The sequence below is a fragment of the Streptomyces sp. MnatMP-M17 genome, assembly GCF_900091995.1.
Taxonomy (GTDB): Bacteria; Actinomycetota; Actinomycetes; order Streptomycetales; family Streptomycetaceae; genus Streptomyces.
Window position 1 is genome coordinate 1 of sequence record NZ_FMDK01000772.1, and the last position, 3,171, is coordinate 3,171.

Consider the following 3,171-nt stretch of genomic DNA (forward strand, 5'->3'; position numbering starts at 1 on the left):
TGGCTGTTCGTCAGCCCCATGGTGGTGATCCTCGGTCTGTTCCTGGTGCTGCCGATCCTGATGGCGCTGTGGGTGAGCCTGCTGCGCTGGGACGGCCAGTCCAATCCCTTCTCCGGCCAAGCCGACTTCGTGGGCCTGGACAATTACCGGACCCTGCTGACCCAGGACGGTCTCGACCGCACGCTCTTCGCGACCGCCCTGCGCAACAACGCCTACTACGTGCTGCTGACCGTGCCGCTCCAGACCGGGCTGGCGCTGGCGCTGGCCCTGATCGTCAACCAGAAGATCCTGCGTGGGCGCGGCGCCCTGCGTACGACGTTCTTCTTTCCCTCGGTCACCAGCTCCATCGCCGTCTCGACGGTCTTCCTCTTCCTGTTCCAGGGCAGCGGGGCGGTCAACTCCCTGCTGTCGTGGATCGGGGTGAAGGGACCGAACTGGTTCGCGGATCCACGCGGAGTGCTCTCGCTGGTCCTGGGCGGTCTGGGAATCGTCGATCCCGAGCGGCCGGCCGGGATGCTGGCCGACCACTCGGTCATGGGACTGTCCTGGTTCGAGTGGCTCTCAGGCCCCTCGGTCGCGATGTGCACGATCATCCTGCTGTCCGTCTGGACCACCTCGGGCACCTTCATGCTGATCTTCCTCGCGGCGCTCCAGGACATCCCGCGCGAGCTGGAGGAGGCGGCGGCGCTGGAAGGCGCCGGCCGCCGTCAGCTTCTGCGGTACGTGACGCTGCCCGCGCTGCGTCCCGTGCTGTTCCTGGTGCTCACGCTGGGACTGATCTCCACCTGGCAGGTCTTCGACCAGGTGTATGTGATGGGCCAGGGCGCGCCGGGCAATACGACGCTCACGCCCGCCTTCCTGTCGTACTCCGCGGGCTTCGACAACGCGGACTTCGGCCAGGGCGCGGCGATCGCGTTCATCCTGCTCGCCCTGATCCTTTGTCTGACCGCCTTCCAGCGCTGGGCGCTGCGGGAGCGCGGAGCGCGCACCGGGAGGAAACGATGACCGCCACCGGTACGGCCGTGAGCGACCGGGACGCCCGCGCCGGGCGGGCCGAGCGGGCCCGTCACCGGCGGGCCTCGCGCGAGCAGGGACGACCTGTGCTGCCACGGTTCCCCGTGCCGCTGCGGGTGCTGGGATACGCCCTGGTGGTCGGCGTGGCCCTGCTCTATCTGCTGCCGTTCGCGCTCCAGTTGGTGACCGGCTTCAAGACCGATCCGGACGCCGCCTCGCATCCGCTCTCGCTGCTGCCCACCACTCCGACGACCGCCGCCTACCAGCGGCTCTTCGGGCTGGGCGAGTCCGGGGACGGAGTGCCCTTCCTGCGCTGGCTGAGCAATTCCGCGCTGGTGGCGGTGCTGGTGACGGCGGGCCGTGTGCTGTTCGACTCGATGGCCGGGTACGCGCTGGCGCGGCTGCGCTTCCGGGGCCGAGGAGTGCTGTTCGCCTTTGTCCTCGCGGTGATGGCGGTGCCCGGAGTGGCGCTGCTGATCCCGAAGTTCCTGGTGCTCAACACCTTCGGGATCTTCGACACCTACACCGCCATGATCCTGCCGCTGCTGGTGGACGCGGCGGGCATCTTCATCATGAAGCAGTTCTTCGAGTCGGTGCCGCGCGAGGTCGAGGAGGCCGCGCGGGTGGACGGCGCGGGTGTGTTCCGTATCTTCTGGTCCGTCGTCCTGCCGATGGCCAGACCCGCGCTGATCACTCTGACGATCCTGTCGTTCCAGGGATCGTGGAACGAGTTCACGCACTTCCTCGTCGCCACCCAGTCCGGCCAGTACGAGACGCTCACCACGGGCCTGGCCCGCTTTGTCTCGGGCGGTCTGGGCGGCGGTACGCAGTATCCGCTGAAGCTGGCCGCCGCGCTGCTCTCCACCCTGCCGGTGGCCGCGCTGTTCTTCTGCTTCCAGCGCTACTTCGTCAACGGCGCCAACTCGGGCGCGGTCAAGGAGTGAGTACGGGGTGAGCGGGGAGTGAGCTCGGCACGGGCTGGAGCGGTACGGGCCGTACCGCTCCCGCCCGTGCCGTTTCCGCCCGTGCCGTTTCCGCCCGTGCCGTTTCCGCCCATACCGCTCCCGCCCGTGCCTCTCGCGCTCACGTCCGTATCGTTTCTGCCCCGTATTGCTCGGCCGATGAGGTGAAACACCCTCTCCCGTCGGTGCGGTCGGCGATCCACCGGCCGCCTCCTCGCGAATGTGTCGGTGAGAGTCCCGCGGTGGCGCGGGCGCCGAGCAGAAAGGGGGCGTGATGGGCGCGGAGCACATCGACACCCGATTGCTGGAGGAACTGACCGAGCGGTCGCAGGACTTGAACAGCGACGCCCGCAGAATCACCGGGAGCGCGCTGACCGACTTCGCGGCGGCGGAGGCCGCGTCGAAGAACGACATCACGGCGCTGGAGACCGCGGCGGCACTGGAGAACCTGCTGGTCAGCCTCTACCGCGATGCCCTCGCGCTGCCGTTCGTCAAGAACGGGCCCAAGACGGTCGCGGAGTTCTTCGACACCACCGCCCAGCAGCACCAGGCGCATGTCAAGGCGTTCAACGAGGCCGCGGCCAAGGCGGGCGGCCAGGCCCAGACCCAGCCCGACGAGACGTACGAGGCCGTCGTCACCCGGACGCTGCCGTCCGTCAAGACACCGGCGGACGTGGTCAGGCTCGCCCTGCATCTGGAGGACGCCGCCGCGCGGACCCACACCAGGAATGTGACCAGGGTCGCCGACACCAAGCTGCGCCGGCTCTTCGCGTCCGTCGCACCGGTCGAGGCGCAGCACCGCGCCACGCTGCTGGCCGTGCAGTCCCTGCTCGCCTCGGGCCACGAGAGCCTGATCGAGATCCCGACGGACGCGCCCAGACTGCCCGCGGCCATCGGCAGCGCGACCATTCCCGAAGTCTTCCAGCCGATCGCCAACGCTCGGCCGATGTCCGAAGGAGCCATGAAGTGAGACGCGCGCGCGGCGGCTGGGAGCTGCCCATCAGTGAGGACCAACTCGGCCGTCTCACCAAGGAGATGACGGAGGCTCACCACGACACACTGCCCGCGATGCGCGCGGACGCCGCCTCGCTCACGGAGCGGCTCAGGGCGCTCGGCCCGGCGCGGCGCGGCGGCCGTCCGACGAGCGCGTTGGCCCGTCCTACGGGCGCGGCGGCGGCGGGCCGCGCCACGACGG

Annotated in this window: 4 protein-coding genes; all 4 read left to right on the plus strand. The window is 69.5% G+C overall.

What is annotated here, in order from left to right:
• The coding region (locus GA0115259_RS30240; protein WP_237540604.1) for a carbohydrate ABC transporter permease at positions 1-1,005 on the plus strand (1,005 nt) is incomplete at its 5' end.
• Positions 1,002-1,958: a carbohydrate ABC transporter permease gene (locus tag GA0115259_RS30245; RefSeq protein WP_093602906.1), complete on the plus strand. Its 957-nt coding sequence runs from the start codon at positions 1,002-1,004 to the stop codon at positions 1,956-1,958. The genes GA0115259_RS30240 and GA0115259_RS30245, both read left to right, overlap by 4 nt.
• Positions 1,959-2,250: 292 nt before the next feature.
• Positions 2,251-2,946, plus strand: a complete 696-nt coding sequence (locus GA0115259_RS30250; RefSeq protein ID WP_093602908.1) for a ferritin-like domain-containing protein — start codon at positions 2,251-2,253, stop codon at positions 2,944-2,946.
• Positions 2,943-3,171, plus strand: a 229-nt coding sequence (locus GA0115259_RS30255) for a hypothetical protein (protein ID WP_202450475.1), incomplete at its 3' end; no start/stop codon positions are given. The genes GA0115259_RS30250 and GA0115259_RS30255, both read left to right, overlap by 4 nt.